The 26,325-nt window shown below is 68.1% G+C and carries 28 protein-coding genes; 2 read left to right on the top strand and 26 right to left on the bottom strand.

The features are described 5' to 3' along the window. Positions 1 to 87: 87 nt before the first annotated feature. From trmB to BBX35_RS18460, 20 genes are all read right to left on the bottom strand, one after another. Complete coding sequence (trmB, locus tag BBX35_RS18555) at positions 88 to 774, bottom strand: tRNA (guanine(46)-N(7))-methyltransferase TrmB (RefSeq protein WP_067223231.1); 687 nt, start codon at positions 772 to 774, stop codon at positions 88 to 90. Between the two features lie 133 nt (positions 775 to 907). Continuing rightward, a complete protein-coding gene (gene metK / locus BBX35_RS18550; protein WP_067223985.1) occupies positions 908 to 2,080 on the bottom strand; it encodes a methionine adenosyltransferase in 1,173 nt (390 codons plus the stop codon). 208 nt (positions 2,081 to 2,288) lie between these two features. After that, positions 2,289 to 2,696, bottom strand: a complete 408-nt coding sequence (locus tag BBX35_RS18545) for a helix-turn-helix domain-containing protein (protein WP_067223230.1) — start codon at positions 2,694 to 2,696, stop codon at positions 2,289 to 2,291. 207 nt (positions 2,697 to 2,903) lie between these two features. Continuing rightward, positions 2,904 to 4,523, bottom strand: a complete 1,620-nt coding sequence (gene lnt, locus BBX35_RS18540) for an apolipoprotein N-acyltransferase (RefSeq protein ID WP_067223227.1) — start codon at positions 4,521 to 4,523, stop codon at positions 2,904 to 2,906. 161 nt (positions 4,524 to 4,684) lie between these two features. Next, the gene (locus BBX35_RS18535; RefSeq protein WP_083206428.1) at positions 4,685 to 5,818 is read right to left on the bottom strand and encodes a hemolysin family protein; all 1,134 of its coding nucleotides are present in this window, start codon (positions 5,816 to 5,818) and stop codon (positions 4,685 to 4,687) included. A gap of 18 nt (positions 5,819 to 5,836) precedes the next feature. Beyond that, a complete protein-coding gene (gene ybeY / locus BBX35_RS18530; RefSeq protein ID WP_067223224.1) occupies positions 5,837 to 6,370 on the bottom strand; it encodes an rRNA maturation RNase YbeY in 534 nt (177 codons plus the stop codon). Further along, a complete protein-coding gene (locus BBX35_RS18525) occupies positions 6,367 to 7,410 on the bottom strand; it encodes a PhoH family protein (protein WP_067223980.1) in 1,044 nt (347 codons plus the stop codon). Before BBX35_RS18525 ends, ybeY begins: the two co-directional genes overlap by 4 nt. A 109-nt stretch (positions 7,411 to 7,519) precedes the next feature. Further along, entirely contained in the window at positions 7,520 to 9,001 is a 1,482-nt protein-coding gene (miaB, locus tag BBX35_RS18520) for a tRNA (N6-isopentenyl adenosine(37)-C2)-methylthiotransferase MiaB (RefSeq protein WP_083206427.1), read from the bottom strand. A gap of 136 nt (positions 9,002 to 9,137) precedes the next feature. Next, positions 9,138 to 10,016 carry a lyso-ornithine lipid O-acyltransferase gene (gene olsA, locus BBX35_RS18515; protein ID WP_228188958.1) on the bottom strand — a complete coding sequence of 293 codons (879 nt, stop codon included), beginning with the start codon at positions 10,014 to 10,016 and terminating at the stop codon, positions 9,138 to 9,140. 4 nt (positions 10,017 to 10,020) lie between these two features. Then, a complete protein-coding gene (locus BBX35_RS18510; RefSeq protein WP_067223221.1) occupies positions 10,021 to 10,491 on the bottom strand; it encodes a Fur family transcriptional regulator in 471 nt (156 codons plus the stop codon). A gap of 99 nt (positions 10,492 to 10,590) precedes the next feature. Beyond that, positions 10,591 to 11,079, bottom strand: coding sequence for a ribosomal protein S18-alanine N-acetyltransferase (gene rimI, locus BBX35_RS18505; protein ID WP_067223218.1), 489 nt, complete (start codon positions 11,077 to 11,079; stop codon positions 10,591 to 10,593). Beyond that, positions 11,076 to 11,744, bottom strand: coding sequence for a tRNA (adenosine(37)-N6)-threonylcarbamoyltransferase complex dimerization subunit type 1 TsaB (gene tsaB / locus BBX35_RS18500; protein ID WP_067223215.1), 669 nt, complete (start codon positions 11,742 to 11,744; stop codon positions 11,076 to 11,078). The genes rimI and tsaB overlap by 4 nt, the downstream gene beginning before the upstream one ends. Positions 11,745 to 11,901: 157 nt before the next feature. After that, entirely contained in the window at positions 11,902 to 12,456 is a 555-nt protein-coding gene (locus BBX35_RS18495; protein WP_067223213.1) for a NifU family protein, read from the bottom strand. A 182-nt stretch (positions 12,457 to 12,638) separates the two neighbouring features. Beyond that, the gene (locus BBX35_RS18490; RefSeq protein ID WP_067223971.1) at positions 12,639 to 13,133 is read right to left on the bottom strand and encodes a universal stress protein; all 495 of its coding nucleotides are present in this window, start codon (positions 13,131 to 13,133) and stop codon (positions 12,639 to 12,641) included. A gap of 70 nt (positions 13,134 to 13,203) precedes the next feature. Next, positions 13,204 to 14,508 carry an ATP-dependent protease ATPase subunit HslU gene (gene hslU / locus BBX35_RS18485; protein ID WP_067223211.1) on the bottom strand — a complete coding sequence of 435 codons (1,305 nt, stop codon included), beginning with the start codon at positions 14,506 to 14,508 and terminating at the stop codon, positions 13,204 to 13,206. Positions 14,509 to 14,533: 25 nt separating this feature from the next. Continuing rightward, on the bottom strand, positions 14,534 to 15,640 hold the full coding sequence (locus BBX35_RS18480; protein ID WP_067223208.1) for a hypothetical protein: 1,107 nt from the start codon (positions 15,638 to 15,640) through the stop codon (positions 14,534 to 14,536). Next, entirely contained in the window at positions 15,637 to 16,179 is a 543-nt protein-coding gene (locus BBX35_RS18475) for a GNAT family N-acetyltransferase (RefSeq protein ID WP_067223207.1), read from the bottom strand. The genes BBX35_RS18480 and BBX35_RS18475 overlap by 4 nt, the downstream gene beginning before the upstream one ends. Next, on the bottom strand, positions 16,169 to 16,726 hold the full coding sequence (gene hslV / locus BBX35_RS18470; protein WP_067223204.1) for an ATP-dependent protease subunit HslV: 558 nt from the start codon (positions 16,724 to 16,726) through the stop codon (positions 16,169 to 16,171). The genes BBX35_RS18475 and hslV overlap by 11 nt, the downstream gene beginning before the upstream one ends. 183 nt (positions 16,727 to 16,909) lie before the next feature. Next, entirely contained in the window at positions 16,910 to 19,300 is a 2,391-nt protein-coding gene (locus tag BBX35_RS18465) for a 1-deoxy-D-xylulose-5-phosphate synthase N-terminal domain-containing protein (protein ID WP_067223202.1), read from the bottom strand. Positions 19,301 to 19,483: 183 nt separating this feature from the next. Further along, entirely contained in the window at positions 19,484 to 20,692 is a 1,209-nt protein-coding gene (locus BBX35_RS18460) for a methionine gamma-lyase (RefSeq protein ID WP_067223199.1), read from the bottom strand. A gap of 167 nt (positions 20,693 to 20,859) precedes the next feature. On the opposite strand from BBX35_RS18460, the gene BBX35_RS18455 reads away from it, so the two are divergent. Continuing rightward, positions 20,860 to 21,312 carry an Lrp/AsnC family transcriptional regulator gene (locus BBX35_RS18455; RefSeq protein WP_067223196.1) on the top strand — a complete coding sequence of 151 codons (453 nt, stop codon included), beginning with the start codon at positions 20,860 to 20,862 and terminating at the stop codon, positions 21,310 to 21,312. Between the two features lie 16 nt (positions 21,313 to 21,328). On the opposite strand, the gene BBX35_RS18450 is transcribed toward BBX35_RS18455, so the two are convergent. Beyond that, a complete protein-coding gene (locus tag BBX35_RS18450; RefSeq protein WP_341871224.1) occupies positions 21,329 to 21,694 on the bottom strand; it encodes an MmcQ/YjbR family DNA-binding protein in 366 nt (121 codons plus the stop codon). Between the two features lie 135 nt (positions 21,695 to 21,829). On the opposite strand from BBX35_RS18450, the gene BBX35_RS18445 reads away from it, so the two are divergent. Next, positions 21,830 to 22,411: an NADPH-dependent FMN reductase gene (locus BBX35_RS18445; RefSeq protein ID WP_067223193.1), complete on the top strand. Its 582-nt coding sequence runs from the start codon at positions 21,830 to 21,832 to the stop codon at positions 22,409 to 22,411. 47 nt (positions 22,412 to 22,458) lie between these two features. Here the strand turns inward: BBX35_RS18445 and modC are convergent, their stop codons facing one another. The 5 genes from modC to BBX35_RS18420 all read right to left on the bottom strand — a co-directional run bounded on the left by modC (position 22,459) and on the right by BBX35_RS18420 (position 26,284). Then, on the bottom strand, positions 22,459 to 23,565 hold the full coding sequence (gene modC, locus BBX35_RS18440) for a molybdenum ABC transporter ATP-binding protein (protein ID WP_067223191.1): 1,107 nt from the start codon (positions 23,563 to 23,565) through the stop codon (positions 22,459 to 22,461). After that, a complete protein-coding gene (gene modB, locus BBX35_RS18435) occupies positions 23,562 to 24,257 on the bottom strand; it encodes a molybdate ABC transporter permease subunit (protein ID WP_067223188.1) in 696 nt (231 codons plus the stop codon). The genes modC and modB overlap by 4 nt, the downstream gene beginning before the upstream one ends. A gap of 92 nt (positions 24,258 to 24,349) precedes the next feature. Further along, positions 24,350 to 25,153, bottom strand: coding sequence for a molybdate ABC transporter substrate-binding protein (modA, locus tag BBX35_RS18430; protein WP_067223186.1), 804 nt, complete (start codon positions 25,151 to 25,153; stop codon positions 24,350 to 24,352). Between the two features lie 142 nt (positions 25,154 to 25,295). Further along, positions 25,296 to 25,664 (bottom strand): winged helix-turn-helix domain-containing protein, encoded by a 369-nt coding sequence (locus BBX35_RS18425; RefSeq protein WP_067223185.1) that lies wholly within the window; start codon positions 25,662 to 25,664, stop codon positions 25,296 to 25,298. 140 nt (positions 25,665 to 25,804) lie between these two features. Next, on the bottom strand, positions 25,805 to 26,284 hold the full coding sequence (locus BBX35_RS18420) for a DUF992 domain-containing protein (RefSeq protein ID WP_067223182.1): 480 nt from the start codon (positions 26,282 to 26,284) through the stop codon (positions 25,805 to 25,807). Positions 26,285 to 26,325: the final 41 nt, after the last annotated feature.

The raw sequence follows: 26,325 nt of genomic DNA, 5'->3' as shown, positions 1-26,325 counted from the left end.
GCTAGAGAATTTAAGTAGGTTCACTATACGCGGATAGCGGCCAAACGCAAGAAAATTCGCCCGCCGACCGGATTCCGCACCCCTGCGCTACAGCCTTCGGAACTCGAGATAGTGGCCTTTGCGCCCCTCCCGATAGGCCTTCGCCTCGTAGCGCGTGCCCGACCAGGGCTGCCAGGGAACCAGCCAGTCGGACACCCCTTCCGCCGTCCATTCGAAGGCGGGATGGGCGAGCAGGCGGGCCAGCGTCCAGTCGACATAGGTGTCGATGTCGCTGGCGAACCGGTACAGCGCGCCGGGCTTCAGCACACGTGCCATGCGGTCGAGATTGACCGGATTGACGAAGCGCCGCTTCCAGTGCCGACGCTTGGGCCAAGGGTCCGGATAGAGCTGGTAGATGCCGTCGAGCGAGGCGTCCGGCAGCCAGTCCAGCAGCTTGATCGCATCGTCGCCATAGACCCGGACATTGGCGAGCTCCTGCGTCTCGATCTCGACAACGGCCTTGGCCAGGCTGCTGACGAAGGGTTCGACGCCGATGAACCCGGTCGTCGGCAGCCGCTGCGCCTCATGCAGCAGGTGCTCGCCGCCGCCGAAGCCGATCTCCATCCAGACCGTATCGACCTCGCCCGAAAACAGGTCGCGCGGGTCCTGCGGCGCGGGCAGCGCCAGATCCGGCTGCAGGCGCTGAAGCGCGGCCTCGAAGACCTCGCGCCGCTGCGCGCGCAGCGGCTTGCCGACGCGGCGGCCGAAGAAGGAGCCCTTGCTGTGGTCCGTCATGTGCGTGCAGGTCCGGCAACATACGTCCCGGCTGGCGCATCACGGCGCGCATCGGGGCGGCAGAAACGAAGTCCGCCCGGCACCTGGATGCCGGGCGGGATGGCTGGCCGGGGCCTTGCGGCCCGGCGCGATATCAGGCGACGGCGTCGCGCAGCGCGTGCACCAGGTCGATCTTCTCCCAGGAGAAGCCACCGTCCTCCTCCGGCTCGCGGCCGAAGTGGCCGTAGGCAGCCGTGCGGGCGTAGATCGGCCGGTTGAGCTGGAGGTGCTGGCGAATGCCGCGCGGGGTCAGGTGCATCACCTCGCGCAGGGCCTTCTCCAGCTTCGCTTCCTCGACCTTGCCGGTGCCGTGCAGGTCGACATAGACCGACAGCGGCTCGGCGACGCCGATGGCGTAGGAGAGCTGGATGGTGCAGCGGTCGGCAAGGTTCGCCGCGACCACGTTCTTGGCCAGATAGCGGGCCGCGTAGGCGGCCGAGCGGTCGACCTTGGTCGGATCCTTGCCCGAGAAGGCGCCGCCGCCATGGGGAGCGGCACCGCCATAGGTGTCGACGATGATCTTGCGGCCGGTCAGGCCGGCGTCGCCGTCGGGACCGCCGATGACGAAGGCACCGGTCGGGTTGACGTGCCAGGCCGTGTCCTTGGTCACCCAGCCGCCCGGCAGCGCCGTGACGATGTAGGGCTCGACGATGGCGCGGATGTCATGGGAGGTCAACTTAGGATCGAGGTGCTGGGTCGACAGCACGATCGAGGTGACGCCGACCGGCATGCCGTTCTCGTAGCGCACGGTGACCTGGCTCTTCGCGTCCGGCCCGAGCGCCGGCTCCTTGCCGGTCTTGCGGGCTTCGGCGAGCAGACGGAGGATCTTGTGCGAATAGTAGATCGGCGCCGGCATCAGCTCCGGCGTCTCGCGGCAGGCGTAACCGAACATGATGCCCTGGTCGCCAGCGCCTTCGTCCTTGTTGTCGGCAGCGTCGACGCCCTGGGCGATGTGGGCCGACTGGGCGTGCAGATGGACGGCGATGTCGCAGGCCTCCCAGTGGAAGCCCTCCTGCTCGTAGCCGATGTCGCGGATGGCCATGCGGGCCAGATGCGCGATGTATTCGTTGGTGATCGTCGCCGGACCACGGGTTTCACCCGCGATCACGACACGGTTGGTGGTTGCCAGCGTTTCGCAGGCAACGCGCGCTTCCGGCATCTCGGAGATGAAGGCATCGACGACCGTATCGGAGATGCGGTCGCAAACCTTGTCGGGATGGCCTTCCGACACGGATTCGGAAGTGAAGAGATAATCTTGACGAGCCACGTTCAACCGTCCTTCTGGGAAGAATAGAAAGAAGCGGCAGGGACCCCCGCCGCCACGCACGACACATGCCAGCGAAGACGACGGCTCGTCAAGCCATGCGGGCGCGCAACCCGCGGCGGCGCGCGTGCGCCGCAGGATCAAGCGGCCTTGCGGACGGACGAAGACGGCTGCGCCGGCCTGCCCGTCCGTGCGGCAGATCAGGGAGTGCTCAGACCTCTTCGCCGGCCAGCGCGCGAACGAGATCCACCACGCGGCGACGCACCTTGGCGTCTTCGATCCGCACGAAGGCCTTGTTCAGCGACAGGCCTTCCGAGGAGGACAGGAAGTCGACCACGTAGGATGCCGGCTTGGCCTCGCCGAAGCCGCTCGCGTCTTCCGGCGTGCCCGGTGCGTCCTCGAAGAAGAAGGCGACCGGCACCTTCAGGATCGTGGCAATGTGCTGCAACCGGCTGGCGCCGATGCGGTTGGTGCCTTTTTCATACTTCTGAATTTGCTGAAATGTGATACCAAGGCTCTCGCCAAGTTTTTCCTGGCTCATTCCAAGCATCATACGACGCAGTCGCACGCGGCTTCCAACATGCACGTCGATGGGGTTCGGTGCCTTCTTGCTGCTCATGTTCGTCTTCTTTCCGGCTCTTTCGAATGCTGTGACCATACTTACTTTACCCAGCGTTTCTTTATTCGATCCCAGACACTCTCGCCGGATACGTGTATCCGCACATCAGAACATCGAGAAAGAACCGACGCCGGTTCACAGGGTTGCAACCTGTTCTACGCAACAAGCTGCCCCGGTTGTTATGATGCCGTGCCGCCTGCCAGCCCGTCAATCATTACGCGCATATCCTAAGTAACGCGTTATCAGGAGGGTGCCAAGAAAAACTATCAGGAAAATTGACAATGCCGTCTCGCCATATAGTGCAAATGACCCTGCGGAAATCGCAGAAGGAAGGCGCGTGTCGATCGTCGCAGCTTCCATCAGCGGGCGCATGTCCAGCACGCGGCCATAGGCATCGACAACTCCTGATATGCCTGTGTTGGCGGCCCGCACAACCGGAAGCCCCTGCTCGACCGCGCGCATGCGCGCTTGCACGAAATGCTGGCGCGGCCCCGGCGTGTCGCCGAACCAGGCATCATTGGTAACATTGAGAAGAAAACCCGGCCGGCCATCGCGCGAGGTCGCGGCCTGCGGGAAGATGGCCTCGTAGCAGATCAACGGCAGGAATGCGGGGCCGGCGACCGGTTCCAGCGTGCGCTGACGGAAGCCGGCGCGGAAGGTTCCGGGCAGTTCCACCAGCTTGGTGAGGCCGACCGTCTCCAAGAGATCGCCAAACGGCAGGTATTCGCCGAAGGGCACCAGACGCACCTTGTCGTAGGCGTCGCGGATCGTGCCTTCCCCATCGATGACGAAGACCGAGTTGTAGAACACCCGCTTGCCGGCATCCTCGACACTGGCCCGGATCGCTCCGGTCACCAGCGTGTCCTCGCCGCGCAGCAGGTCGGCGATGGCGGCCAGCGCCTCCGGGGCTTCGGTCAAGAGGAAGGGCGGTGCGGATTCCGGCCAGATCACCAGGCGCGGCAAGCCGGCATCGGCTTCCTCGCCCTGCCAGGGGGCGCGGCTCGCCTCCAGATAGGTCTGGAAGACCCGTGCTCGGTTTTCCGGCTGCCACTTTTCTTCCTGCGGGATCGACGGCTGCACCACCCGGATGGCGATCTCCTCGCCTTGCGACACGGGCGCGAGCGACAGGCGCGCGGCACCATAGCCGGCAACTGCGGCCAGCAACGCCAGCGAGACGACACCCATGCGCCGCCCGCCGCGCGTGCCGTCGGCAAAGCCGGCGAGACCGCAGAAGATCGTCGCAACGAGGAGGCCGAGCCCGTAGACGCCGACCAGCGCCGCCGGCTGCATCAGGACGGTGTAGTCGCCGAAGGCATAGCCCCACAGGTTCCAGGGAAATCCGGTGAGCACATGGCCGCGCAGCCAGTCGGCGAGCGTCAGCACCAGCGCCAGAAGCAGCAGACGGTCCGGGCCGTCGCGCCAGGCGAGAGCCGCAAACAGCGTCGCAAGTCCGGTGAACAGCGCCAGGCCCGCCGGCAGCAGCACGACCGCGAAAGGGATCATCCAGGCAAAGACATCCGCCTCGACGAGGAATGCCCGGCCGATCCACCACAGGCCCGCCAGATGGAAGCCGAAGCCGAACCACCAGCCGATCGCAAGGCCCGGCCGCAGACGGCGTGACCAGCCCATCTCGTCCGAGATCGCGCCGTCCAGCAGCCAGACCAGCGCCGGCATCGACAGGGCAAGGACCGGAAACAACCCGAAGGGCGGCATGGCAAGGGCGGCGATGGCACCGGCGGATGCTGCCAGCAGCCAGCGTCGCCAGCCATGAGCGAGAAGGAAAACCTGTGCGAGGCGCAGCACGGTGTCGGCTCCTGCTTTGCGCATCGGGATGGTCCGCGATGCAACGGAAAGGCGAATCAGTCGCCCGTCACCGGACCATTCCCGGCGCCCCCGCGCCGGTCAAGTAACGCGAAGGCCGCGCCCTGCACCGGATGGCACATGGCGCGGCCTGCAAGGGATGAGGATCACGATCGCGTGTTCGCGGCCTAGTTGGCCGCCTCCGGCCGGCGCAGGCGCCGGCGCGTTTCCGTGAGGCGGGCCTCGGGACGCCGCGCCCGGATCCGCAGACGCTTGATGCGGCGCGGGTCGGCGTCGAGCACCTCGAACTCGTAACCGGGAAACTCGCGGGCGGCGAGCAGCTCGCCGCGCACCGGAACACGTCCGACCAGGGTGAAGACCAGACCGCCGAGCGTGTCGACCTCCTCGGCAAGATCGCCGAGCTGGAAGTCGGTCCCGACCGCCTCCTCGACTTCCTCGACCGGAACACGCGGATCCGCGACCCAGACGCCGTCGGCGACCTTCTGGATCATCGCCTCCTCGTCCTCGTCGTGTTCGTCCTCGATGTCTCCGACCACGGTCTCGACGATGTCTTCCAGCGAGACGAGGCCTTCGGTGCCGCCGTATTCGTCGATCACCAGCGCCATCTGCACGCGGTCCGCCTGCATCTTCGCCATCAGGTCGGTCGCCGGCATGGATGGCGGCACGAAGAGAACCGGACGGATCAGGTTGGCCTCGGCCAGCGGCAACGAAAGATCGACCCGCGTCAGGTCGAAGAGCTGCGGCTCGTTGCTCGCCGGCGCCTCGCTGGCGTCCGCCGTCTTGGCCTCGCCGTTGCGCTGGTCCTCGCGCTTGTCTTCAGGCGTCGCGCGGCCGACGAAATAGGCCATCAGGTCCTTTATGTGGACCATGCCGCGCGGGTCGTCGAGGCCGTCGTGATAGACCGGCATGCGGGAGTGGCCGCTCTCGCGGAACACGTCCATCAACCGGGACACGGTGACGGTGTCCTCCACCGCATCGATGTCGGCGCGCGGCACCATGACGTCCTCCACCCGCACCTCGCGCAGGCGCAGGATGTTGGACAGCAGGATACGCTCTTCGGGTGTGAAGCTCGCGCTGTCGTCGGCCTCGCGGGCCAGTTCGTCCTGGAGATTCTGGCGCAGCGTGCCCGCACCGTTGCCCGGTCGCCGCAGACCGGCAAACCGTTTCAGGGCATCGGACCACACGCTGCGCAGCGATCGCTGCGGTTCGCCGTCGGTCTGGGCGGCTTCTGCCGCCGCTCCTGCTGCCGCATTTTGCGACGCCGGAGTGTCGGTCGTACTTCGGACCTCTGTATCATTCATATCGGTTTTCACGCCCGCTCACACGGGCGTCTCGCTCTCCGTTTCGGTGCCGGACACCAGAGGGTCCCGGTAAGGGTCTGCAATACCCAGAACGGCCAGAATGCGCCGCTCCAGGGCTTCCATCTCCTCGGCTTCGTCCTCCATTTGGTGATCGTAACCGAAAAGGTGAAGGAATCCATGCGCAACAAGATGCGTCACGTGGTCGGAAAATGCGATCTCGAGCTCCCCGGCCTCGCGCGCAACCGTCTCGCGGGCCAGAATGATGTCGCCGAGAAGCGGACCGAACGGCGGCTCTTCCTCGTCTCCGCCCGGGAAGGACAGGACGTTGGTCGGCGCATCCTTGTCGCGCCAGTCGCGGTTGAGCTCGCGCACGCGCGCATCGTCGGCAAAGACGACCGAGAGCTCCGCGCCCTCGATCAGCTCCAGCTCCGCCTCGCGGCAGGCCACCTCGACGACCCGCGCGACAAGCGCTTCCAGCTCGTCTTCGCCCGGCCAGCCGTCGGCCTCGACGGCAACGTCGATCTCCGGCACCACGCCTTCGGCCTGGCTCATGTCGCCGGGCCCCGCCGCGGAGATCGCCGTGCCGCTTCGGCGGCAGCCTCGGCCGCATCGCGCTCGGCACTCGCCTCGCGGCCCGCATCGTCGTAAGCGCGCACGATACGGGCGACGAGCTCGTGGCGGACCACGTCGACCTCGGTGAAGCGCACCTGCGCCACGCCCTCGACGCCTTCCAGCAAGCCCAGCGCCTCGCGCAGGCCCGACTTCTGGCCCGGCGGCAGGTCGACCTGGCTCGGATCGCCGGTGACGATCATCCGCGAGTTCTCGCCAAGGCGCGTCAGGAACATCTTCATCTGCATCGTGGTGGTGTTCTGGGATTCGTCCAGAATCACAACCGCGTTGGAGAGGGTGCGCCCGCGCATGAAGGCGAGCGGCGCCACCTCGATCATGCCGGACTGCAGGCCGCGCTCGACCTTTTCCGCCGGCATCATCTCGTAAAGCGCGTCGTAGAGCGGGCGCAGATAGGGGTCGACCTTCTCCTTCATGTCGCCGGGCAGGAAGCCGAGCCGCTCGCCCGCCTCCACCGCCGGACGCGACAGGATCAGCCGGGCCACGTCGCCGCGCTCCAGCAGCGCTGCCGCATAGGCAACGGCAAGAAAGGTCTTGCCGGTACCGGCCGGCCCGACGCCGAAGGTAAGATCTGCCCGGTCCATCGCACGGATATAGGCATCCTGCGCCGGGGTGCGGGCCAGCACCGTCTTGCGGCGGGTCGAAACCTGGGCATAGGTCAGATGCGAGCGCGGCTCGATGGTCGGCAGGTCGAGTTGCGCTTCTTCCGCAGCGGCCATGCGCAATGCCCCTTCCACGTCGCCCGGATGCAGCTCGTAGCCTTGCTGCAGGCGTGCATAGAGCGATTCCAGCGCGCGGCGAGCCTGCTCGCAGCCGGAATGGCGCCCCTTGATGATCACCTGATTGCCCCGCGCCACCGCGTCGACGCCGAGGCGCTGCTCGATGAGTGCGAGATTCTGGTCGAACTGGCCGAAAAGATCGCCGACGAGCCTGTTGTCGTCGAAGGCCAGAACCACATGGGTCATGTCCGAAGCGGGGACCGCGGCGCGGTAACCGCCCCGGCCGGGTGTCCGGCTGGCGCCGTTCAAGCGGCTTCTCCTGGCATCATGCCTCCTGAAACCCCGTGTGCGGGCCTCACGCCTGGGCCCGCAAGGGACTTGCCTGCCCTTTATTGTGCCCCGGCGCGAGACGCGCGAACAGGGAATTCGCGCCGGTTCCGACGATTTCCACCGGCACGATCTCGCCGATCAGGCTTTCGTCCGCATCGAACTGCACCGGCTGCAGCCAGGGCGAACGGCCGTTCAGCTGGCCGGGATTGCGGCCATGCTTTTCGACCAGCACATCGCAGGTGCGCCCGACGAGGCTTTCGTTGAACCCCTTCTGCTGCCGCGCCACCAGAGCCTGTAGCTCCAGCAGCCGCTCGTTCATGACCTCTTCGGGCACATGATCGGCCATGGTCGCGCCGGGCGTGCCGGGACGCGGGCTGTACTTGAAGGAAAATGCCGAGGCGAAGCCGACCTGCTCGATCAGGTCCATCGTGTCGCGGAAATCCGCGTCCGTCTCGCCCGGGAAGCCGACAATGAAATCGCAGGACAGGGCAAGATCCGGCTGGGCCGCGCGGATGCGGTCGATCAGGCGGAAATAGTCGTCGCGCGTGTGCTTGCGGTTCATCGCCTTGAGAATGCGATCCGAGCCTGACTGCACCGGCAGATGCAGGTAGGGCATCACCTGCGGCAGGTCGCGATGGGCGGCGAGCAGCGCATCGTCCATGTCGCGCGGGTGGCTGGTCGTGTAGCGCAGCCGGTCGATCCCGTCGATGCGTGCCAGCCGCTCCAGCAGCTGACCGAGCCCCCAGGCACCGCCCTCCGGCCCCGCACCATGCCAGGCATTGACGTTCTGGCCGAGCAGCGTGACCTCGCGAATGCCGCGTGCGGCCAGCCGTTCGGCCTCGGCGACGATCTGCGCCACGTCGCGCGACACCTCGGCGCCGCGCGTGTAGGGCACCACGCAGAAGGTGCAGAACTTGTCGCACCCCTCCTGCACGGTCAGGAACGCAGTATAGCTGCGCGGCCGTCCGCTTGCCGTCGCCTTGGCCTCGGCCTGCGGCTTGGACAGATGGCGGAACTTTTCCTCGATCTCGAATTCGGTCTCGACGACGCTCTCGCCGGCCGCCGCACGGCTGACCAGTTCCGGCAGCCGGTGATAGGTCTGCGGACCGAAGACCAGATCGACGACGGGCGCGCGGCGGGCGATTTCCTCGCCCTCCGCCTGGGCGACGCAGCCGGCGACGCCGATCATCGTTTCGCGTCCCTGCTCGGCACGCTCGGCCTTCAGCTTGCGCAGCCGCCCGAGCTCCGAATAGACCTTCTCGGCCGCCTTTTCGCGGATATGGCAGGTGTTGAGGATGATCAGGTCGGCATCCTCGAGCGTCTGCGTGGCGCTGTAGCCCTGCGGCACCAGCGCGTCGGTCATCCGCTCGCTGTCATAGACGTTCATCTGGCAGCCATAGGTCTTGACGAAGACCCGGCGCGCAGGAGCCGTGCCGGCGGCGAGGCCGGCCGCCGGATTGCTGACGATGCCATCCCCTGCCGGGGCGTTGGTGGTCTCTTCGCTCATCCTGTCTCCGCGCGGGTCTTGCCGCGCCGCATGCCGTCCGGCAGCCAATGGCTGAAGTCTTGCCGACGGATTGTGTCAAGGGTGCGATAGCGGCGGCGCGCCTCGCGCGCCCGGCCGCTCGCCTGTCGTGCCTGCTTTAGCCGTTTTCGGCCGCCTTGAGAATAGCGGGTTCGTCCGCTTCGGCCGGCCCATCGGCCGCCGGGGCGGCGGGCGGCAGCTCGGGCCCCGCCGGGGGATGACCCGCGCGGACATTACCGGCGAGGCGGCGCACCTCGTCCTCCAGCAGCCGCGTCAGCGTCTTGCGGTCCATGTCGGGCCGCACCCGGATCGGCTCGCCCCAGACCACGGCGACATCGACCGCGCCCTGGCGGACCACGTTCATGAAATGCGGCACCATCTCCATGTCGCCGTACCAGGCGACGTGCGGTCGGAACTGGCGCCCCATCGGCAAGCCGTGCAGATGGGTATAGGCAAGCGCCAGCGGCTGGATCCACATCTCGCCATCGTCGCCGGCCAGCGCATGGCGCGCGGCGCCGATCAGCGCAGAGCGGAAGGGCAGCACCTCGTTGCCGCTGTTCGACGTGCCTTCCGCGAACAGAACCATTGCATCGCCCGAGGCAAGGCGCGTACCCAGTTCCTCGGCGGTGCGCCCGGTCGCGCTGCGCCGCTGCCGGTCGACGAAGACCGAGCGCTGCAGCTTGGCGAAAAGCCCGAAGACCGGCCAGGACGCGACCTCGGTCTTGGCGACGAAGGACAACGGCATGCGGCTGCCGAGAACGGTGATGTCGAGCCAGGACACGTGATTGGCGACGATCAGCAGCGGCCGCTCGCGCGCCGGCTTGCCGATCTCGCGCACGCGGATGCCGACGGTGCGGCAGGCGATGCGGTGCCAGACAACGGGCAGGGAGCGCTTCAGCCCGCCCTTCAGGCGCAGCGCCAGCCATTGCACGGGAATCAGCGGCAGCGTCACCACCGTCAGGGTCGCCAGGACGGTCGCGGCGCGCAGGCGCATCATCGGATCAGTCCTGGTCCTTCGGCGACAAGGGCACGCCGTAAAGCTCGAGCCGGTGATCGACCAGCCGGTAGCCGAGCTTGCGGGCGATGGCTTCCTGCAGCCGCTCGATCTCCTCGTTGCGGAACTCGATGACGTTGCCGCTCTTCAGGTCGATCAGGTGGTCGTGATGCTCTTCCGGCACGGTCTCGTAGCGGGCGCGCCCGTCGCGGAAATCGTGGCGCTCGATGATGCCGGCATCCTCGAACAGCTTCACTGTGCGATAGACTGTGGAAATGGAGATGCGCGGGTCGTTCTCGACGGCGCGGCGGTAGAGCTCCTCGACGTCGGGATGGTCGCTGGCGCCCTCGATGACCCGGGCGATGATCCGCCGCTGCTCGGTCATGCGCATGCCCTTGGCAACGCACTGCTCCTCCAGCGAGGCGGCCGGCTGTTCGGCCGCGGTCTCGGCGCCCTTGCGGCTGCCGGAATCGGTCATCTCGCCTCTCCTTCTCGCGCCACTGGCTCGCGCTCCCGGCTCGCGCCCGTCGACCGGTGCGCCGGCCGGCTCGCGGGCCTTGCGCTACCGCCAAGCCGATTACGCCAGATCGACCCGCATGACAAGCGCACCGCCGTCGCCCGCGCTGTCGCGATAATAGCCGCGCCGTTCGCCCACCTTGCGGAAGCCGAGACGGCGGTAAAGCGCCAGCGCCGGAGCATTGGCGGCATCGACCTCGAGAAACAGCGAGGCGATCCGGTCGGCATAGAGCCGCGAGAGGGCATGCCGCATCAAAAGCGCCCCGACGCCGCGCTGGCGCTGGCGCGGATCGACCGCGATCGTCAGCACCTCCGCCTCGTCGGCGGCAACCCGCAGGATCACGAAACCGAGGATGGAGCGGCTGCCGAGAAGGCTGGAGCGCCGGGCCTGCAGGATGGTGACGCCGGGCTGGCGCGCGAGCGCCGCCAGATCGTCCTCGCTCCAGCCGCTGGGGAACGAGCGCTCGTGGATCTCGGCAAGCACCGAATGGTCGGAGGGCGTCGCCTCCTCGACCACCGGCGGCGAGGGCAGGAACCACCAGTAGCTCATGCCAGCAACCGCAAGTCGCGCCGCGCGGGCGCCGCGTCGGGCGGGCGCAAGTAAAGCGGTTCGGGCGGATGGCTGCCGATTTCGGCGAGGGCACCGAGCCGCGCGACGGCGGCGATATCCGGCCAGCCGGGTTCGCCGAGGACCCTCAGATCTTCGCGTCCGCTCGCCGCCACCAGCTTCGCGGCACCGCTGCCGTATAGCGCGCTCCCCGATGGCAGCGCGGCGCCGTAGGCTGCGGCATCGACGACCTGCGGGGCATCCAGCGGCGTCCCGTCGGCGGCAAATCCTTGCGCGTAGATCTCGCCGCCCTTGGCCGCCAGCACCGCGTGGACGGGCTCGCCCGTCGACAAGGTGGCGGCAAGTGCTGCCAGGGTGCCGATGCCGACCGCCGGCGCCCCGACCACGAGGGCGATGCCGCGGGCGGCGGACAGGCCGACCCGGAGACCGGTGAAGGAACCGGGACCGACGGTGACGGCGATCCGGTCGAGCGCGGCAAAAGGCAGGCTCGCCTCGGCCATCACCTCGCCGATCATGCCCATCAGCCGCTCGGCATGGCCGCGGCCCAGCACCTCGCTGGCCGAGGTCAGGCGCAGCACATCGCCGCTGCCGTCATGGACGGCGACCGAGCAGGCGTCGAGCGCGGTATCGATGGCAAGCAGTCGCATGGGATCACTAAACCGTGGGCCGCGGGAGAAGTCGACAAAACCAAAGGCTAAGACGGCGAAACGGCGGGCCTGCTGCCGTCCCCGGGGAGGGGCCTTGCAGAAACGACGAGGGCGGCCCGGCCTGGCAGCCGGACCGCCCTTCGAACAGCCTTCAGGCTCAGATCGCGCGGACTTCCTCGACTTCCGGCACGAAATGCCGGAGCAGGTTCTGGATGCCGTGCTTCAGCGTCGCGGTCGAGGACGGGCAGCCCGAGCAGGCGCCGCGCATCGACAGGTAGACGATCCCGTCGCGGAAGCCGCGGAAGGTGATGTCGCCGCCATCCTGTGCCACGGCCGGACGCACGCGCGTCTCGATCAGCTCCTTGATGGTGTCGACGGTTTCCTCGTCGCCCTCCTCGAAGAACTCCTCGTCGCTCTCCTCGGACATCTCGCTGGCCACGACCGGCGCACCGGACATGAAATGCTCCATGATGGCCCCGAGGATCGCCGGCTTGATATGCTGCCAGTCGACATCGCCCTTGGTCACCGAGATGAAATCGTGGCCGAAGAAGATACCCTCGACGCCGTCCACCTGGAACAGCGTCTGGGCCAGCGGCGACGTTCCGGCGTCTTCGCTCTTGCGGAAGTCCATGGTGCCTTCCGGCAGGACGATCCGGCCGGGGAGGAACTTGAGGGTCGCCGGGTTCGGCGTCGCCTCGGTCTGAATGAACATGTCGGTCTTCCTTGTCCTGGCGGGCCCGGCGCTCGAGCGCGCGGCCGCAGGTCGTTACACGGTCTCGCGTCGCTTCGCATCAGCCACCATGGCCTGCATCGGCTGCGGTCTTGACCCCAATATACAGCGGCAGGGACCGTGTTTCCAGATTGGAATGGTTCCAGTCTGCGCTTTTGTTGCGCTCAGGCGAGCGCCGCGATCGATTCGTCGTCCAGCGTGCCCGGCACGATGGTCACGGGAATAGGGAAGCTGCCTGCCCCCTTGCCGGCGATGGCGGTGACGAGCGGGCCCGGCCCTTCCGAGCCGCTGCCGGCCGCCAGCACCAGGATGGCGATGTCCGCATCCTCTTCGATCAGCTGGAGGATCTCCTCCGAGCGGTTGCCCTCGCGCACCACCAGTTCCGGGGTCGTGCGGGCGACGGCCCGCACCCGGTCGGCAGCGCGGGAAAGACAGGCGTCCGCCTCCTCGCGCGCTTCGGCGCGCATGATGTCCTCCACGCCGATCCAGTGCTGGAAGTCGCCCGGCGCGATCACGTAGAGCAACGTGGCGACGCCGCCGGTGCGCTCCGCGCGCTTGGCGGCATAGACGATGGCCCGGTCGCACTCGGTCGTCTCGTCGACGACGACGAGAAACTTGCGCCTGTGGCCTTCCTCGAAACTCTTGCGGATCGCTACCATGCGCGCATGCTGCCATTGCCGCCGCAGCGCGGCAAGCGCCAAGCGGTCGCGAACAAAACCTTGCCGAGGCTCACAGGATGAACCTCGACAGGTCGACGTTCTTGGCGAGCTCGCCGATGTTCTCGCGCACATAGGCCGCGTCGATGGTCACCTTGCGGTCGGCCATGTCCGGCGCGATGAAGGACACCTCGTCGAGGATCCGCTCCATCACCGTCTGCAGCCGCCGCGCGCCGATGTTCTCGATGGTGGAGTTGAGGTCGACGGCGATGGAGGCGATCTCCTCGATGGAATCGTCGGTGAAGGTCAACTCGACCTCCTCCGTCGCCAGCAGGGCGACATACTGCTTGATCAGGCTGGCCTCGGTGTCGGTCAGGATCGCGCGGAAGTCGTCCTTGGTCAGTGCCTTCAGCTCGACGCGGATCGGCAGGCGGCCCTGAAGCTCCGGCAGCAGGTCCGACGGCTTGGCGACGTGGAAGGCGCCGGAGGCGATGAACAGGATATGGTCGGTCTTGACCGGCCCGTGCTTGGTGGAGACGACCGTGCCCTCGATCAGGGGCAGCAGGTCGCGCTGCACGCCTTCGCGCGAGACGTCGCCGCCCATGCGCTCGCCGCGGGCGCAGATCTTGTCGACCTCGTCGAGGAAGACGATGCCGGCATTCTCCACCAGATGGATGGCTTCCTCGACCACCTTGTCCTCGTCGAGCAGCGCATCGGCCTCCTGCTCAAGCAGGATCTGGTAGCTGTCGCGCACGGAGACGCGGCGCGGCTTGGTCTGGCCGCCGAACGCCTTGCCGAGCATGTCGGAGAGGTTCATCACCCCGACGCTGCCGCCGGGCATGCCGGGCATGTCGAAGCTCGGCATCTGCGGCGTCGCACGCACCTGGATCTCGATTTCCTTGTCGTCCAGCTCGCCCTCGCGCAGCTTCTTGCGGAAGCTGTCCTTGGTCGCCGGGCTCGCGCCCTTGCCGACCAGCGCCTCCAGCACGCGCTCCTCGGCCTGCAGATGGGCCTTGGCCTCGACCGCCTTACGCTTGGCGGTACGCACCAGCGCGATGCCGGCTTCCACCAGATCGCGGACGATCTGCTCCACATCGCGGCCGACATAGCCCACTTCCGTGAACTTGGTCGCCTCGACCTTGACGAAGGGCGCGTTCGCCAGCTTGGCAAGCCGGCGGGAGATCTCCGTCTTGCCGACGCCGGTGGGCCCGATCATCAGGATGTTCTTCGGCATCACCTCCTCGCGGAGGCTGTCGTCCAGCTGCTGGCGGCGCCAGCGGTTGCGCAAGGCGATGGCGACGGCGCGCTTGGCGTCCTTCTGGCCGACGATGTGGCGGTCCAGCTCGGAGACGATCTCGCGTGGGGACAAAGTGGTCATAGCCGTGTCTTTCTCTCGATGAAGCTCACTCGAAGGCCGGAATGATGCGGCTGACGGCCGTGCCGCGCAGGGGGCTGCAGAGCACCCGGCGCACCACCCGCCAGGCCGACCCCAGCAACAGGATGAAGCAGCCCAAAAGGATCAGCGTGATGGCGAGGCTGGTCTCGCCGGACACCTGCGCCTCGGTCATCAGGCGACCGATGGCGATGCCGAAATAGCCGAGCCCGGAGACCAGCAGCGCCCGCCGGTCCACGACGACGGCCACGAAGGCCAGCAGCATGAACAGAGCGATGGCGACCACCGCGTCTGTCGACCCTGTCACCTCCACGCCGCCGGTCGCCAGCAGCAGGACCGAATGGACGACCAGCGGGGCGGCGAGCAGGTGCAGCCAGAACGCCTTGTCGCTCGCCACTGTCACTCGGCGCGGATCGCGTGCGTCGTAGCGCATGGCGACCACGAAGGTCGCCAATCCCGCTGCAAGCGTGAACCATGCGCCCCCGGTCAGAAGAACGCCCGGCGCTGCCGTCTCGATGGTCAGCGCGGCCAGGAACAGCACGGTCCCGGCGACGATGGCAATGCCGACCGGCACCCGGAAGCGCCAGTAGTGCAGGGCGCCACCGGCGATGCCCAGCAATGTCGGTACGATCATGTAGAGCGGCAGGTCGTTGTCCACCACCCTGTGATCGAACAGCGGATCTCCCCCGGTGACGAAGCCGGTGCAGGCGATCAGCAGCAGCGGCGCGAAGGCCACCGTCAGCAGGAAGGACGGCAGCGCCAGACGCAAGCGCCGGGCAAAGATCTCGGACAGGGCCCAGACTGCCGCGGCCGCAACGCCCGTCACCAGATAGGGAGGCCCCTGGTCGCGCAGGCCGAAGACGAGGCCGAACAGGAACACGACGATGCCGATGGAGATGAAGATGTCGTGGAAGCCCCGCGCGAAGCGGACCTCTTCCGCATCCACATGGTCCACCCCGTCGGGAACATCGGCAGGTGCCTCCGCACTCACGTCCGAGCCAGCCGCCACCGGCAAAGGTTTGGCCCAGAACTCGGCGAGCCGGTCGGCCTGCGGCCGTGTCAGGATGCCGAGCCCGACCGCCGTCTCCAGCCTTGCAGGATCCAGCCGGGCGGTCACGGGCGGATCTCCCGGGTGCCGTCGACATATTCCATGATCAGCGCCTCGCCCGTGCGGCCGGCCAGATGCGCGACCGGGCGGAAGCCCGCCTTCTCATAAGCACGGCATGCCCGGACGTTTTCCGCATCCGGATCGATGACGATCCGCTGGTGGCCGCGGGCACGCAGCAGCGCGACGAAGGCCGTCAGCGCCGCCGAGCCGATGCCGCGGGAGAGATCCTCCTCGCGGCCGATGGACAGGTCGACACCGACCGCGTCGCTCGGCACTTCGGCCACCCAAGGCGTTTCGGCGATGACGTCCGCCGTGCGGTTGTCGTCCAGGTACCAGACCTGAATGTAGCCGGCCTCGCGGCCATCCAGCGTGAACAGCCAGGGTTCGGTCGTGTCCCGTCCCTCGATCATCTCGCGGATATAGCCGAGCTCGGTTGCCGGATCGCCCCACCACTGCCGCCAGTGCGGGGTTTCCATCCAGCCGGCCAGCAGCGGCAGGTCGGCAGCCTCGACCGGCCGAAAGCCGATGCGCTGCGGATCAATCGGCATCCAGCGTCTCGATGGTGAGGTTGCCGTTGGTGTAGACGCAGATATCCGCGGCGATCGCCATCGCCCGGCGGGCGATGGTCTCGGCATCCATGTCGGTATCGGCCAGCGCGCGGGCCGCGGCCAGCGCATAGTTGCCGCCCGAGCCGATGCCCATGACGCCGCCTTCCGGTTCCAGCACGTCGCCGGTTCCCGTCAGCACCAGCGACACCGACTTGTCGGCCACCAGCATCATCGCCTCCAGGCGGCGCAGGTAGCGGTCGGTGCGCCAGTCCTTGGCCAGCTCCACGCAGGCGCGCATCAGCTGTCCCGGATACTGTTCCAGCTTGGCTTCGAGGCGCTCGAACAGGGTGAAGGCGTCGGCGGTGGCGCCGGCGAACCCGGCGATGACCTCGCCCTTGGCGAGCGGGCGCACCTTGCGCGCCGTGTGCTTGATCACGGTCGGACCGAGGGAGACCTGGCCGTCGCCGGCGATGACCACCTTGCCGCCCTTGCGGACGCTGAGGATGGTGGTGCCGTGCCAGCCCGTGGGATCGTGCTGTGCCTGCATGCGCTGTCGTCTCCTGCCAGGTCGTTCGGGGCGCGGGGCACGAAAGGCCGGACCAGCCCGAAGGCCTGCCGGAGTGCCCCTCCGGACTGCCTATGTAAGCAGGCGGGCGGGGAATGCAAATCCCCCGCCCGTTCAACGCCGCTTACTGGCAACAGGAAAGTCGATGCGCCCGGCGCAGCCGCCTCAGAGCGGATTGACCAGCCGCACCGGCCGTCCCGGCGCCAGCTCGGATGCCGCCGCGACGATGGCATCTGCGTCGATGCCGAAGTGGTGGTAGAGGTCGGCGATGGTACCGGTCTGGCCGAAATGCTCGACGCCCAGCGCCGCCGTGCGATGACCGCAGACCGAACCGAGCCAGGCCAGCGTCGCCGGGTGGCCGTCGATCACCGTGATCATCGTGCAATGGGACGGCAGCGGCGACAGCAGCCGCTCGATATGGCTCATGGCGCCCCGGTGGCCGCGCTTGCGCATGCGCATCGCCGCGTGCCAGCCGGCGTTCAGCCGGTCGGCGGAGGTCACCGCCAGCACGCCGATGTCGCGGCGGTCGCCGCCGATGCGGCCCGCCGCCTCGATGGCTTCCGGACCGACTGTGCCCTGATAGGCGATCACCACCTCGCAGTTCGGGCCCGGCTCGCGCAGCCAGTAGGCGCCGTCGATGACGCCCCGGCGGAACGCCTCGTCCTCGCGGCGCTTCGGCTGCTCCAGCGCCCTTGTCGACAGGCGCAGATAGACCGAGCCGCCGGTCTCGTCGCGCAGCCAGGTGCGCTCGTCCGGGTCGCCCTCGCCGTCGCGCTGCAGGTAGTCGAAGCTCCAGTCCATGATCACCGACAGCTCGTCCAGCCAGGCCGGCTCAAACGAAGCGAGCCCGTCCTGGCTCATGCCGATCAGCGGCGTTGCGACCGACTGGTGCGCGCCGCCCTCCGGCGCCAGCGTCACGCCCGAGGGCGTCGCGACCAGCAGGAAGCGGGCATCCTGGTAGCAGGCATAGTTCAGCGCATCGAGGCCGCGGGAGATGAACGGATCGTAGAGCGTGCCGACCGGAATCAGCCGCTCGCCGAACAGCGAGTGCGACAGGCCTGCCGCGCCCAGGAGCAGGAACAGGTTCATCTCGGCGATGCCCAGCTCGATATGCTGGCCCTCCGGCGAGAAAGCCCATTTCTGCGCGGACGGGATCCGCTCGTCGCGGAACGTGTCGGCCACCGCGTCGCGGGCGAAGAGGCCGCGCCGGTTCACCCAGGGGCCGAGATTGGTGGAAACGGTCACGTCCGGCGAGGTCGTGACGATGCGCTCGGCAAGCTTGGAATCCGAGCGGGCGATCTGGTCGAGGATCTTGCCGAAGCCGGCCTGGGTCGACAGCACCTTGTCGTCGAGCGCGACCGGGCCGGTGGTCGCCACCGGCTCGGCATGGTGACGTCTGCGGCCGGCGGCGAAGAACGGCGTCGACAGCACCGCCTCGCGCAACGCCGCCTCGTCGATATCGAGGCCCTCGGCGAAGTCCCATTCGTGCCCTTCGCGCACCTTCATGGTGGCCCGGAACTCTTCCATCTGGCCAGGCGTCATCAGGCCGGCATGGTTGTCCTTGTGGCCGGCGAGCGGGGTGTTCCAGCCCTTGATCGTGTAGGCGACGAAGGCGGTCGGCCGGTCATGGCGCGCCTGCTCGGCGAAGGTCTCGCCCAGCGTCTCCAGGCAATGGCCGCCGAGATTGGTCATCAGCTCCTGCAGCTCGGCATCGCTCCGCCGCTCGATCAGGGCCGTGGCATCGCCCTGGTCGCCGATATCGTCGAGCAGGCGCTTGCGCCAGGCAGCGCCGCCCTGGAAGGCCAGCGCCGAGTAAAGCGCATTGGGGCAGCCGTCGATCCAGTTGCGCAGGGCCTCGCCGCCCGGCTCCTCGAAGGCCGCCTTCTGCAGCGCGCCGTATTTCAGCCGCACCACGTCCCAGCCGAAGGCGCCGAAGATCGCCTCGATCCGCCCGGCCAACCCCTCGCGCACGACGCCGTCGAGGCTCTGGCGATTGTAGTCGATGATCCACCAGGTGTTGCGCAGGCCGTGCTTCCACCCCTCCTGCAGCGCCTCGTAAATGTTGCCCTCGTCGAGCTCGGCATCGCCGACCAGCGCGATCATCCGTCCCTCGGGGCGCTTCGCGGCCCAGGGCTTGGCGGCGAGATAATCCTGCACCATCGAGGAGAAGGCGGTGATGGCGACACCGAGGCCGACCGAACCGGTGGAGAAGTCGACGTCGTCGATGTCCTTGGTCCGGCTGGGATAGGACTGCGCACCGCCATAGGCGCGGAACGCCTCCAGCTTCTCGCGCGTCTGGGTGCCGGCCAGATACTGCATGGCATGGAAGACCGGCGAGGCGTGCGGCTTCACCGCCACCCGGTCCTGCGGGCGAAGGCAGTCGAAATAGAGCGCCGTCATGATCGACACCATCGAGGCGCAGGAGGCCTGATGGCCGCCGACCTTCAGGCCGTCTCCCTTTTCCCTCAGATGGTTGGCGTTGTGGATCGTCCAGCAGGCGAGCCACAGGAGTTTCTTCTCGATGGCCTTCAACTCGGCCTTGCGGGTGCTGTCCATAACTGCCTTTGCCTTCGCGCGCTTCGTGCCGCAGGGACGACAACCATAAAGGCGGCATCCGGCGAATTTTGTTCGCTTTTTTCTTTTTTGCGCCAAAATCTTTCCGAAATTGATCTCCAGCAGACCAAAACCGATGCAAAAATTGCCCGGCCTGCCGGAGCTTCGCCTCCCGGAAGCGCCCGGTCAGGCGGCGACTCGCCAGACCTTGTCGAGCGCCTGGGCAAGGTCGCCGAGAATGTCCTCCGGCGTCTCCAGCCCGACCGACAGGCGGATCAGCCCGTCGGAAATGCCGTGTTCCTGCCGTTCCTGCGGCGTGTAGGTCGAGTGCGTCATGCTCGCCGGGTGCTGGACCAGCGTTTCGGCATCGCCGAGGCTGACCGCGCGGCGGGCAAGGTTCAGCGCATCCAGGAATTCGATGCCGGCGCGCATGCCGCCGACCAGTTCGAAGGCGATCATACCGCCGAAGCCCGGCATCTGGCGCGCGGCCAGCCCATGCTGGGCAAAGCTCGCCAGGCCCGGATAGTGGACGGCGGCGACCGCCGGGTGATCCTCCAGCAGCCGGGCGGCGGCCTGCGCGCTGGCGCAATGACGCTCCATCCGCAGCTCCAGCGTCTTCAGCCCGCGCATGATCAGATGCGCCGTCAGCGGCGCCATCACCGCGCCGGTCATGTCCTTCAGTCCGACGAGACGGACCTGATGCATGTCCTCGGCCGCACCGACGGCGATGCCGGCGATCAGGTCGCCATGGCCGCCGAGATACTTGGTGGCCGAATGAACGACGATGTCGGCGCCGAGCTCCAGCGGCCGGGTCAGCACCGGCGTCGCATAGGTGTTGTCGACCACGGTGCGGGCACCGGCCGCGCGGGCGATCCGCGAGACGGCGGCGATGTCGACGAGGCGCATGTTCGGGTTGGCCGGCGTCTCGAAATAGACGATGCGGGTGCGCGGCGAGATTGCGGCGGCAACGTTCTGCGGGTCGCGCATGTCCACATGCGTGACGGTGATGCCGAACTTCGCCAGCCCGTGGCGGAAGAAGGCGAAGGTGCAGCCGTAGAGCGTCTTGTCGACCAGGATCTCGTCGCCCGGCGACAGGAAGGTCCACATCACCGCGGTGATCGCGCCCATGCCGGAGGCGAAGGCGATGGCCGCCTCGCCGCCTTCCAGCACCGCCATGCGGTCTTCCAGCAGCGCCAGCGTCGGGTTGGAGATGCGCGTGTAGACATGGCCCACCCGCTCTCCGGCGAACATCTCGCCGCCCGCTTCGGCGGTCTCGAAGGCGAAGGTCGAGGTCATGTGCACCGGCGGCGTCAGCGCGCCCTCGTTGGCGAGCGGATCGTAGCCGTGATGGATGGCGCGGGTGGCAAAGCCGAGCGGACGGTTGCTGCGGGTCATGGCGAAGGCTCCTCTACCGGGTGCGGGCGGCGAGAGCGCGGGCTTCTCGCCCCGTTCCTCTCCCGAACTGCTGAGGGCAGTCTAGGGTTTCTCTGGGGGCGATTTCTGGCGTAGTTTGCCCCTCCAGCCCGTCAGATTGGCAGATCCTGCCAGCATGGAGCCGAAACATGGACGATATCGACCGCCGGATCTTGCGCGAATTGCAGAAGGACGGCCGCCTGACCAACCAGCAGCTTTCGGAAAGGGTGGGCCTGTCGCCCTCGCCCTGCCTGCGGCGGGTGCGGAACCTGGAAAAGACGGGCATCATTTCCGGCTATGCGGCGGTGGTCGACCCGCAGGCCTACGGGTTGCCGGTGACCGTGTTCCTGCAGGTGAAGCTCTCGCCGCACACCCAGGAAACGGTTGCGACCTTCGAGCAGGCGGTGGCCGGCATCGAGGAGATCATGGATTGCTACCTGCTGGCCGGCGACCGCGACTACCTGCTCAAGGTGGTGGTCGCCTCGCTCGCCGACTACGAGAGCTTCATCCGCCGGCGGATCCACAAGATCCCCTGCATCGCCTCGCTGGAATCGAGCTTCGCCTTCGGCACGGTCAAGCACTCGCAGGTGCTGCCGGGGTAGCCCCCCGATCCCGGGCTCACTCCAACCCCAGCTCCCGGCGCAGGGCGCGGGTCAGTTTCGCGGCGACCAGCCGGTGAGCTTCAACAAGATGGGCGCGGATGTCCTCCGCATCGAGTTCGGCGCCGGCGCGCACCTGCACCCAGGAGGCACGGGCGAGATAGGGCGCCGGCACCACGCCCGGCAGCTCGGTCAGGATGCGATAGGTCAGGTCGGAGCACTTGAAGGCGATGGCGTCATCCGCCCCCTCGCCCCAGGACGAGCAGATCGCGAAGATCTTGCTGCCGACCTTCCATACCGAGGCCCCGCCCCACTGCTCCACATGGGTCGTGGCCGGCAGGGCGGCGCATGCCGCGTCGAACTCGGCCCGGCTCAGTGCCATCATTGTTCGCCTCCCGCTTTCCGGGCCGCACTGGCCAGCGGCGCCTGCGACCATATATGCTCGGACGACAGGATGACCCGTGTGCGGGACACTATGCCAGCCGCGGGCCGCTCACCAGGAACACACCAAGGGGTATCGATGAAAGACGTCCGCATTCTCGTGCTGTCCGGTTCGATTCGCACCGGATCCTACAACACCCGGCTTGCCGCGCTGGTCGCCAAAACCGCGGCCATGGCCGATGCCAAGGTGACGCAGATCTCCCTCGCCGACTATCCGCTGCCGATCTACGACGGCGATCTGGAGGCCGAGAAGGGCGTGCCGGAGAATGCGCGCAAGCTGAAGGCGGTGTTCCAGCAGCACAACGGCGTCTTCATCGCCTCGCCGGAATACAACACCGCCGTGACGCCGCTGCTGAAGAACACGCTCGACTGGGTTTCGCGCCTGTCGGACGAGGGCGAGCCGCCGGCGGCCGCCTTCCGCAACCGGGTCTTCGCGCTCGGCGCCGCCTCCACCGGCGCGCTCGGCGGCATCCGCGGCCTGATGGGCCTGCGCACGATCATGGAGATCGGCCTCGGCGCGCTGGTCATTCCGAACATGGCGACCGTGCCCAATGGCGGCTCGGCCTTCGACGAGCATGGCGAGCTGACCAACGACCGCGCCGCCGGCATGGTCCAGGACATGGTCGACCGGCTGATCGAAGAGGTGAAGCTGCGCGGGTAATCCGCGCGGCCTTCCTCGGCGCCCGTCTTTCCTAGCGCCCGTCTTTCCTAGCGCCCGTCCTTCCCCTCGACCCAGACATCCTCCTGCGCCACCGCGACGGACTTGAGGATGGCATGGCAGGCAAGGCCGGGCGCAAGGCCCAGCGCATCGGCGGAGCGGCGGGTAATGCGGGCGAGCAGCCTGTCGCTGCCGCAGCGCAGCTGGACCACGACGCCCGGGCCGTCGCCCCGGCGCAGCGAGACGATCTCGACGGGCAGCTGGTTCAGCGCCGAGATGCCCTCCTGCGGCGTCAGCGACAGCATGATGTCGTGGGCGTGGATACGCACGCGCACCCTTGCTCCCTGCCCCGCCGCGATGCGCGGCAGCAGCAGCCGGCCGCCGGAGATCGCCAGCTCGCTCAGCCCGTCGGCGTGATGGGCGGTGACGCTGGCACCGATGACCGCACCGGCATCGCGGATGCCCAGCGTCGGCACGGCCTGCGGGTCGCTCAGAACCTCGGTCGGCGTGCCCGAGCGCACCACCCGTCCCTCGTCGATGGCGACCACCGTGGTGGCCAGCCGCGCGACCTCCGCGACCGAATGGCTGACATAAAGGATCGGCACCTTCGTCTCGCGGCTGAGCCGCTCCAGATAGGGCAGGATCTCGGTCTTGCGCGCCTCGTCCAGCGAGGCGAGCGGCTCGTCCATCAGAAGTAAGCGCGGGCCGCTGAGCAGAGCCCGGCCGATGGCGACGCGCTGACGCTCGCCGCCCGACAGGGTGCCCGGCCGGCGGGCCAGCAGCGCGCCGATGCCCAGCATCTCGACCACGCTCTCCATGTCGGCAACATCGGCCCCGTAGCGGCGGGCGAACCAGCGTCCGTAGCCGAGGTTCTGGCGCACGCTCATATGCGGGAAGAGCCGCGCCTCCTGGAAGACGTAGCCGATGCGGCGGCGATGCGGCGGCAGAAAAACACGCTCGCCCGTATCGAACAGCGTGTCGCCGTCGACCCTGGCATGGCCGGCATCGACCGCGATCAGTCCGGCCAGCGCGTTGACCACCGTGGTCTTTCCCGAGCCGGAGCGGCCGAACAGGGCGGTGACGCCGGCCGGCGCGTCGAAGGCGACGTCGAGCGAAAAGCCGGAAAAGGCGTGGCGGATGGCGACGGACAGGCTCATGCGCCGCGGATCCTGCGGGCGACGAGCCGGCTCACCCATTCCGACAGCAGCAGCGCAGCCATCGCCACGACGACCGAAACCATGACCAGCCGCGCGGCGGAGGCCTCGCCGCCGGGCACCTGCAGGAAGGCGTAGATCGCCGACGGCAGGGTCTGGGTCTCGCCGGGAATGTTGGAGACGAAGGTGATGGTGGCGCCGAACTCGCCCATCGCCTTGGCGAAGGCCAGCACCGAGCCGGCGATGATGCCGGGCAGGATCAGCGGCAGGGTGACGGTGGCGAAGACCATCGTCCGCGAGGCGCCGAGCGTTCCGGCGGCCTGTTCCAGCTTGGGATCGACCGCCTCGATGGCGAGGCGGATCGCCCGTACCATCAGCGGGAAGGCCATGACGCCGGCGGCAAGCGCCGCGCCGGTCCAGCGGAAGGCGAAGACGATGCCGAACGCATCATGCAGGAAGCTGCCGACGGGCGCGCGGCGGCCGAAGGTGGCAAGCAGAAGATAGCCTGTGACGACGGGCGGCAGGATCAGGGGCAGATGGACGATGCCGTTCAGCAGCTGCTTGCCGGGAAAGTCACCGCGGGCGAGCAGCATGGCGACGAGGATGCCGAGCGGCAGGCTGACCAGTGTTGCCCAGAAGGAGACGCGCAGGGACAGCGCGACGGCGCTCCATTCCTCCGGACTGAGATACTCCATGCGGCCCCGTTCCCGATCCTGTCCCGGTCAGCGAAGCGCCCGCGCCGGCATGCCGTCCGGGCGCGGGCGATACGTCGCGCAGAGCTCCGGGCCTACTCGCCCAGAACGACGAAGCCCTGCTTCTCGAAGGCGGCCCGGGCGTCCGGTCCGCGCAGATAGGCAAGGGCGCCCGCCGCGGCGGGCTTGCCGCTCTGCGCCATCACGGCCGCAGGATAGACGATCGGCGGGTGGCTGTCGGCGGGAAAGGTGCCGACGACCGTGACATCGTCCTCGGCGGCCGCGTCGGTCGCATAGACAATGCCGTAGGGCGCCTCGCCGGCGGCGACGAGGGCGAGCGCGGCGCGCACATTGTCGGCCTGCGCCACCTTCGGCGACACGCTCTCCCACAGGCCGAGGCTTTCCAGCGCCGCCTTGCCGTAGACGCCCGCGGGCACCGCGTCGACCAGCGCCATCGCCAGCCTGCCCTCCCCGACCAGGGCGCCGAGGTCGAGAGCGGGGGAGATCTCGACGGGGGAGGAGTCCTTGCCGTGGGCGATGAGCACGATGGAGTTGGCGAGCAGGTCGACGCGGGTCCCGGACTGCACGAGACCGTCGGCCTCGAGCGTGTCCATCCAGTTCTTGTTGGCGGAAATGAAGAGGTCTGCCGGGGCGCCGGCCTGGATCTGGCGCGCCAGCGCCGAAGAGCCGGCCAGCGACACCACCAGCCTGTCGCCGGTCGTCGCCTCGAAAGCCGGCGCGATCTCGTCCATGGCGTTCTTCAGGCTGGCGGCGGCGAAGACCAGCACGTCGTCCGCCCTCGCCGCGCCCGGACCGGCCGTCAGCGACAGCGTGGCGGCGAGCAGCAGGGCCGCGGGCCGCAGCAGCGACGTAACCGTATGGCGAAAGGCGAAAGTCATCGGCAGGTATCCCTCTCCCGTCCGTCGGAGGGGGCGCAAGCCGTCCTCGCAACAAGCGTTATGTTCGAACGGCAATATCGCTTGGCAGCATCGTACGCGCAAGCGTTATTTCCGCTCAAACATATCGAATCCTGCAAGGGGTCTAGCTGCCGGGCGCCTCGCGCAGCAGCGCGCGCAGGCCGGCGATCTCCTGCGCGCCGGCATCGCGCGCCTTGGCCTCCATCGCCCGGTAGAGGTCGAGAACCGCTTCTCCGCCTTCGGTCAGCCGCGCACCGCCGCCGCTCGCCCCGCCGCGCGAGCTTTCCACCAAGGGCGCTGCGAACATGGCGTTGAGCTGCTCGACCAGCATCCAGGCGCGCTTGTAGCTCATGCCCATGCGCCGGCCGGCGGCGGCGATGGAGCCGGTCGCGGCGATGCCCTCCAGAAGGTCCGCCTTGCCGGGACCGAAGGCCGCATCGGGTTCGAAGACGAGGCGCAGGCGCACCCCGACCGTCTGGTCATCCTTGCTCATGCGGGGAGCCTAGACGCTTTGCGGCAGGGAGGAAATCGGCGCGCGGGCGCAAGATCGGGGAAAACAAAAGAGGCGCGGCGGGCATCTCCTGCCCACCGCGCCTTGATCGGTGCCGGTTCGGCCGGCAGCCCCCGGCCTGATCAGCCGGCGGGTTCGAGAACCAGCGACGTGACGCCGAGCGTCAGGTTGGTGCCGGTCTGCGTTTCCACGCTCAAGGGATTGAGCGCGATGGATTCGTCGAGGCCGCCGAGCAGCGCGTTGGCCTTGATCCCGGCGCCGAGGCTGGCGCCGGCGGTCACGCCGGCATAGCTGCCGGCCAGCGCACCCGGATCGGTGTCGGCGGCGGGAGCGAACACGCCCCAGACGAGGGTCGCGTCGGTCAGCGAGCCGATGTTGAGGCCGAACTCGCGGCTCTCGCCGCGATAGAAGGTGGCAGGGCCGCCATCGGCCGGCTCGTAGGCGCAGGTGAGCTCGTTGGTGCCGCCGACGATGAAGCTACTGGTGCCCTGCACATCGCAGGTGAGCTTTCCGATCTCGACACCCGGGGCACTGTCCTGCGCGATTGCCATCGGGGTGGAGACAAGCAGGGTCAGAAGGGCGGTTCCGGTGAGGCGGATCATGCGGCGCACGGGTCTCTCCAGTCTAGGTGCGGCCGCTCGTC

Source organism: Stappia indica, from assembly GCF_001696535.1.
GTDB classification, from domain to species: Bacteria; Pseudomonadota; Alphaproteobacteria; order Rhizobiales; family Stappiaceae; genus Stappia; species Stappia indica.
The sequence above is the reverse complement of the archived record's forward strand: the minus strand, read 5'-3'. Positions and strand labels throughout refer to the sequence as shown.

Excerpts from the sequence above, each read along its gene's own strand:
- modC (WP_067223191.1), bottom strand. The coding sequence starts at position 23,565 with ATGAGCCTGTCCGTCGCCATCCGCCACGCCTTTTCCGGCTTTTCGCTC.
- BBX35_RS18545 (WP_067223230.1), bottom strand. The coding sequence starts at position 2,696 with ATGAGCAGCAAGAAGGCACCGAACCCCATCGACGTGCATGTTGGAAGC.
- trmB (WP_067223231.1), bottom strand. The coding sequence starts at position 774 with ATGACGGACCACAGCAAGGGCTCCTTCTTCGGCCGCCGCGTCGGCAAG.
- tsaB (WP_067223215.1), bottom strand. The coding sequence starts at position 11,744 with ATGCGACTGCTTGCCATCGATACCGCGCTCGACGCCTGCTCGGTCGCC.
- ybeY (WP_067223224.1), bottom strand. The coding sequence starts at position 6,370 with ATGAGCCAGGCCGAAGGCGTGGTGCCGGAGATCGACGTTGCCGTCGAG.
- lnt (WP_067223227.1), bottom strand. The coding sequence starts at position 4,523 with ATGCGCAAAGCAGGAGCCGACACCGTGCTGCGCCTCGCACAGGTTTTC.
- modB (WP_067223188.1), bottom strand. The coding sequence starts at position 24,257 with ATGGAGTATCTCAGTCCGGAGGAATGGAGCGCCGTCGCGCTGTCCCTG.
- BBX35_RS18525 (WP_067223980.1), bottom strand. The coding sequence starts at position 7,410 with ATGACCCATGTGGTTCTGGCCTTCGACGACAACAGGCTCGTCGGCGAT.
- BBX35_RS18475 (WP_067223207.1), bottom strand. The coding sequence starts at position 16,179 with ATGCCGATTGATCCGCAGCGCATCGGCTTTCGGCCGGTCGAGGCTGCC.
- BBX35_RS18450 (WP_341871224.1), bottom strand. The coding sequence starts at position 21,694 with ATGATGGCACTGAGCCGGGCCGAGTTCGACGCGGCATGCGCCGCCCTG.
- modA (WP_067223186.1), bottom strand. The coding sequence starts at position 25,153 with ATGACTTTCGCCTTTCGCCATACGGTTACGTCGCTGCTGCGGCCCGCG.
- hslU (WP_067223211.1), bottom strand. The coding sequence starts at position 14,508 with ATGACCACTTTGTCCCCACGCGAGATCGTCTCCGAGCTGGACCGCCAC.
- BBX35_RS18495 (WP_067223213.1), bottom strand. The coding sequence starts at position 12,456 with ATGTTCATTCAGACCGAGGCGACGCCGAACCCGGCGACCCTCAAGTTC.
- BBX35_RS18420 (WP_067223182.1), bottom strand. The coding sequence starts at position 26,284 with ATGATCCGCCTCACCGGAACCGCCCTTCTGACCCTGCTTGTCTCCACC.
- BBX35_RS18490 (WP_067223971.1), bottom strand. The coding sequence starts at position 13,133 with ATGGTAGCGATCCGCAAGAGTTTCGAGGAAGGCCACAGGCGCAAGTTT.
- miaB (WP_083206427.1), bottom strand. The coding sequence starts at position 9,001 with ATGAGCGAAGAGACCACCAACGCCCCGGCAGGGGATGGCATCGTCAGC.
- rimI (WP_067223218.1), bottom strand. The coding sequence starts at position 11,079 with ATGAGCTACTGGTGGTTCCTGCCCTCGCCGCCGGTGGTCGAGGAGGCG.
- BBX35_RS18455 (WP_067223196.1), top strand. The coding sequence starts at position 20,860 with ATGGACGATATCGACCGCCGGATCTTGCGCGAATTGCAGAAGGACGGC.
- BBX35_RS18445 (WP_067223193.1), top strand. The coding sequence starts at position 21,830 with ATGAAAGACGTCCGCATTCTCGTGCTGTCCGGTTCGATTCGCACCGGA.
- BBX35_RS18460 (WP_067223199.1), bottom strand. The coding sequence starts at position 20,692 with ATGACCCGCAGCAACCGTCCGCTCGGCTTTGCCACCCGCGCCATCCAT.
- BBX35_RS18465 (WP_067223202.1), bottom strand. The coding sequence starts at position 19,300 with ATGGACAGCACCCGCAAGGCCGAGTTGAAGGCCATCGAGAAGAAACTC.
- BBX35_RS18535 (WP_083206428.1), bottom strand. The coding sequence starts at position 5,818 with ATGAATGATACAGAGGTCCGAAGTACGACCGACACTCCGGCGTCGCAA.
- BBX35_RS18510 (WP_067223221.1), bottom strand. The coding sequence starts at position 10,491 with ATGACCGATTCCGGCAGCCGCAAGGGCGCCGAGACCGCGGCCGAACAG.
- BBX35_RS18425 (WP_067223185.1), bottom strand. The coding sequence starts at position 25,664 with ATGAGCAAGGATGACCAGACGGTCGGGGTGCGCCTGCGCCTCGTCTTC.
- olsA (WP_228188958.1), bottom strand. The coding sequence starts at position 10,016 with ATGATGCGCCTGCGCGCCGCGACCGTCCTGGCGACCCTGACGGTGGTG.
- hslV (WP_067223204.1), bottom strand. The coding sequence starts at position 16,726 with ATGCAGGCACAGCACGATCCCACGGGCTGGCACGGCACCACCATCCTC.